This is a genomic window from Pseudomonadota bacterium (genome assembly GCA_022361155.1).
Lineage (GTDB): Bacteria > Myxococcota_A > Polyangia > Polyangiales > JAKSBK01 > JAKSBK01.
Map to the genome: position 1 here is coordinate 1 of JAKSBK010000096.1, position 5,149 is coordinate 5,149.

General features: G+C 64.1%; 3 protein-coding genes and 2 pseudogenes. All 5 read right to left on the bottom strand.

Annotated elements, in window-relative coordinates:
• Positions 1-524: 524 nt before the first annotated feature.
• Positions 525-944, bottom strand: coding sequence for a hypothetical protein (locus MJD61_03235; protein MCG8554290.1), 420 nt, complete (start codon positions 942-944; stop codon positions 525-527).
• Entirely contained in the window at positions 944-2,785 is a 1,842-nt protein-coding gene (locus MJD61_03240) for a hypothetical protein (protein MCG8554291.1), read from the bottom strand. Before MJD61_03240 ends, MJD61_03235 begins: the two co-directional genes overlap by 1 nt.
• Positions 2,786-3,586: 801 nt before the next feature.
• Positions 3,587-3,829, bottom strand: a pseudogene (locus tag MJD61_03245) (transposase).
• Between the two features lie 73 nt (positions 3,830-3,902).
• Positions 3,903-4,316 (bottom strand): annotated as a pseudogene (locus MJD61_03250) (type I restriction endonuclease).
• A 300-nt stretch (positions 4,317-4,616) separates the two neighbouring features.
• Positions 4,617-5,149: hypothetical protein (locus MJD61_03255; protein ID MCG8554292.1), on the bottom strand; the 533-nt coding region annotated here is incomplete at its 5' end.

The following is a 5,149-nucleotide window of genomic DNA, read 5'->3' on the forward strand; positions in this document are numbered from 1 at the left end:
AGGCGTGCCGCCACTGGGCGCGAGGGTGGAGATAGGACCTCATGGCAACGGATCTGTCCGGGAAGCGGGCAGATGACCTGTCGGGCGAGGAGCTCATGCAACGCTTCAACGACCACCCTGGCCGGCGAGAGCAACCCGTGGCGGCTCAATTGCAGGGGAGCTAACGGTCGATTTGGAGGACGGCTCCTACGAGGTGAATCTCTACGATTGCCGAACCTCAGCCGAGACCCTCGACTGGATCTCCGAGGTGGCCAGCAAGCTGTGGACGACGGGCGCGATCCTGGCCGGGCTCGTGCGAACTCTGGACATGGTCTTCGACCTGCAGAGACAGCTTTGCGGGGGCGGCGTCGAGCATGGCCCCGTTGAATGGCTGCCGGAAGACATCGAGGAGGCCGTGAGGATGTCTGGTATGGTCCGACCTGGCCTCGATCCGCTGCTCGACACGCCTCTACCTGGCGATACTCGCCCGACTGTGGCGCCGAGGGGCACGTGGCACCACACCTCGCAGCCCCTCATAAAGGCAGCTACCTGCACCCGTCGGTCGCCTGGCCGCGCTCGGCTGCTTCCATGCTCTCCCATTCCTCCCAGGTGATCCCGTAGGAGAAGCCACCCGAGGTATAGCCCGCGACGAAAGCGTGGAACTCGTCGCACTCGAAAGGCCACGGTTCCTGCTCGGCTTGTGGCACTGGCCGCCTCTTGGACTGTTTCGCCTGCATGGTGGCCTGCAGCCTCCCCTCATAGTCGGCCGAGACCTCCACACCGAGCGTTCGCAGTTCCTTGACCGCGCAGAGGAGATCTACGCCGAACCAGCGCGCGTAGCCACGTACCAGGTTCTTCCCGGTGTAGGTGGGGATCCAGGGACCTGCTGACTGCAAGCGCGCCTCACGCTTCATTCGCTTGCGCTGGGGAGAAAGAACCTTCTTCCGTTTGCGTCGCCGAGCCATCACTCAGAACGGTGCAGCCCCCGCTCATCAAAGGCCCGCCAGAGGTTGCGCCGGCGCTTGTGGGTGTCTGACCACGAGTGCACCACGGTCGCATAGGACTCGGGGTTCAGCTCGCGCAGCGCGACCATCCAGTCGGCGCAGTCGTCGTAGTTCGACCCGTGGACCTGTGCGGGATCCGGCACCAGGCGGGCCGTGTTGCGCCTCCAGAACTCGATAACCTCTGGGAACAGTTCCTTTCCTCGCAGGCGCAGAATCCACTGGCGACGTGCGCGGTCCAGCCGTCGGGTTCTGTCCTGATCATGGGACAGCAGCCGGCGCAGTGTCGGCGTCGTACGCTTCAGCTCTCCGTCGTGATCCAGGTCAAGGGTCAGCGTGGTCAGCGAGTAGCGCGCTCTTTCAAGGAGGTCTGGCGCGCTTGCAACGGACTGCAGCCAGCTCCGCACCGAGCGGTGGAAGGACTCGTTGTCGTTCCCGACCCGGGCGGCGTCGGCCAGGGCGTGGAGCCATCCGAGCTCACGTTGCTCGTCGCCGTCCCAGCCTACTCGAACGCTGCTCTCCGCTACGAGAGTTCGCCACTCTCCGAAGAGCAGATCGCACATCGCCTTGAACCGGGGCTGCTCCAAGCGCTGGAAGGCTCCCAGCACCGCATCCCAGTCCTCCCATTTGGCGGCGATGGTCGACTGAAGCTCCAAGGCGCACGAGAGATCCTCTCTTCCGAGCCCGGCGGCTGCCTTCTGCCATGCCTTGAGGAGGCGAACGCGGGCGTCATTACCGTCGATGCGGTGCCTAACCTCGCAGTGCCGGACCAGAAGGCCCTCACGCGGATCCCAGCTCTCCCCCGGCTTCAGACGCAACAGCGTCCGCACGGCCTCGTCGATGAGGGTGAGCGCCTCCACGAACTGCTTCTTCTTGAGGCGCGTCTTCACCAGCGGCAGGGCGAGCCTCCAGTCGTTGGCGATGTTTGCCAGGCTCGTGGCCTCGAACAGGGGAGGCTCCCACTTCCTGGCGAGTTCCTGGTACATGCGGAACCAACCAGAATGCACGTGCTCCAACAGCACGTCCCAGGGCCCCTTCGACCGATGCGCATCGATACCTTGCAGGATTCCTTTCTGGTCGACCTCGTCGAGGGCGAGAACGAAACGACCGATGGCCTCGTCGTCGAGGCCGGCGTCCTCCAGCGAGGCGTCCAATTCGCGGATCCCTTCCAGGATACGAAACGCAGCGAGGCCCCTCTGCTGTGCCACACGCCACTCCCATTCGAGCAGGCCGGTGGTTACCTGGGGGCCGAAGTCCAGAGGTTCCCAGCCTTCCATCCACTCGGGTAGACCGGAGCCAACCTCCTGAGCCGCCTGCAAGAGCGTTGCGGCGAAGCTGAAGTCGGGGTCGAGCTGGTCGTCCAAGATGCGAGGGATGAGGGGACGCACCCTGGCTGCGATCGCTTCGAGGTCCTTCGTGAGCGTGTAGGTGTCCAGGTACGGTGGCTCCCAATGCTCGTCCTGCTGGACGTAGTCACCCTCTTCATAGCTTGCCTCAGCCACCCGTCCTTCCCACTCCCCCCAAGCCTCGTCCCAGTCCTGCTTGACCCTGGCCTTGCTGGGACCCCGCTCTGGGCTTGTTCCAACGGACGATTGGAGCACGGCGCGCACCGCTGGTCCCGTCTCGGAGCCGAGCCCTTTGGTGAGACGTTCCAGCCCTGCCTCATCGAGGGCGAACAGCGCACATGCCAGGACACGCTCGCGCTCCTCTCGCGACAACGCAGAGGAAAGCGCCTCGTGAAGCTGCTCTTCGCGGGCGTGTGGGGTCTTTGTCCTGGGTCTGCCAGCTCGCTTCTTCGCCATCATCCGATGCCTGGTTCATCTCTCGCGACGCACCCAATGCGTGGCCTGTAGCACGTCTCGTGTGCTGGATGGAAGCGCGCGGTGTTGCAGCAGGCGGCCACTGGCGGGCAGTGACACCCGAAGTGCCGCCTCCTCATGTCAACCGAGAACCAGTGCAGCGATCGCTTAGGGTCCCAAGATGACGTTCGTCTCGGAGGCACCGCCGCAACCTATGGGTTTTCGACGGAGAGTCTCGACGGAGAACGATGAGCGTTTCTTCGGCGACGACGCCGAGCGGGCCTGAAGCCTCGGCACGCTGTGTCAGGTCCGCCGGAGAAACGCCGTGTTGAACGAGCCCGGAGCGGCGGGCGCCGAGGCGTGATCAAGTCACGCTATGGGCATTTGTCGGACGTCATTGCGGGACGCTGGGTGACGATCGTGTGTAGGGGCCCCCAAGGACGAGCCGATCTCGCGTTCGAGAGGGGCGTTGCGCGAGGCAGCAAGGCGCGTTCATGGTCCGGCAGGGGTGGGCAGTGGTGGTCGTGACGGACCGGTGCGAAAACGACGGCATAGGTCGCAAAGGAAGAGAGGGAATCGGATTCATGCAGCGACAAGCATCGCCTCCGGTGGTGCGCGACCAAGCGTTGCGGGGACGGGTCGAAAGAGGAGGTCGTCGCCGCAGCGAGGACATCGCGCGATGTCGCGTCCGGTGAGGTCGCGGAGCTTGTCGGCCCATGGGGCTTGGCCGACAAGGACACTCGTCGCGGTCGATGCGTCCGGCGCGAGCACTCGGTGGGCGTTGTGTCGTGCGTCCTCGGCGGCGCCGGCGTACAGGCCGTAGTGGCGAATCTTGTGGAAGCCGTCGGGAAGGACGTGCTGCAGGAAGCGGCGGAGAAACTCGACAGGGGAGAGGCTCGCGAGCTTGCCGTTCTTCGTACGAAAGGTGACCGACTCCTCGCTGACGTCCACGAGGCAGCTGTTGGAGATGGCGACCCGGTGGGTGTAGCGGCCGAGGTACTTGAGGACGTGATCGACGCGGCGGAAAGGCTTCTTCGCGTAGACGACCCATGCCTTTCGGGCGAATGAGCCCCATGGGAAGCCCGTTGACGAACACCACCACATCCGGCCGTCGCGTGTGTCCTGACTCGGTGACCGTGAACTGGTTGACCACCAGCCAGTCGTTCCTGTCCGGATCGTCAAAGTCGATCAGGCGAACCTGATCGCCGGCGATGGAGCCGTCCGGCCGGAAGTACTCGACGTTAACGCCGTTGACGAGCTGATAGTGGACCGCATGGTTCAGATCGGCGAGCCAGGGCGAGTCAACTCGTGTGATCTTGCGAATCGCTTCCTCAACGGCCTCGGCGGGAATGTCGGGATTCAATCGTGCGCCCGCATCGCGTAGCCTGCCGAGCAAGATCACCTGCTCGAAACTCTCACGCTCTGCAGCAGGCTCAGCGGGAGCGATCTCCGGCCCGTGCACGACCTGGTAGCCGAGCTCGCCGAACCACTCGAGGGCGGCTTCCTCGACGACCGATTCGGTGAACGGGCTGCTCATCCTGTCTCCCTCCAACATCCATGACGCGTGGTCCTCTTCGTCCGCCTTGCTCCGAGCAACCATTCGATGGCATCAAATGGTTGACCGGGGTTCGGCAGCCGGAAAACCCATGACTTGCGCGCCGCCAAGGGCAAGAAAGAAGCCCTAGTTCCAGGCACTTCGGCCATGCGGGGTGCAGCAAGCCTTGCTTCGCGCCCGGTCGCGCCGTTGACGAATCGGGCCATCGGCGCTAGACATAAAGACAGCTCATCCACCATGCGTGGAAGGAGTAACGAGGCCGCGTTCCCCAGGAAGGCGGCCTTAGCCTTTTTGGGCCTTCGTCCAGCCATCGTATTCCTTCCTGAGTTTTCTTCGCCGGTGGTCGTCTCCCACCGGGTATGCAGTCCACGGGAGAACGTAATCCTCGCGCTCGTCCACCACGACCACGTAGCTGAAGTCTTCGAGGGAGACGACCCAGCGCATTGACTTCGCGTGGGTGGACCGTCGCCGCTCATTGCCCCAGATGAGCACTCGAGACGGGCTCCTTGTCGCTTCGACCAAGATCGCCTTGGGCCAGGCGATGCGCTCGAGACGCTCTCGGACGGGGTGTCGATCTTCCTCAGTGCTGCCCTCGGTGACGAAGTGCCAGAAGGTTGCGCTCTTGCCGTCCAACTCGGGGTGTCGCTTGAGGCCCATTCGCTTGCCGCGAAACGCGGGCCGGGCTGCCGCCGCTCCAAAGTCCCGCCAAAAGATGGCGTAGGCGCGATCGATCGTCTCTTGGTAGCGATTCCAGTCGCACTCCATGAGGTCGGGGAGCCAGTCCGGCGCATCGTCATCTCTCACCGCTCCGTCTC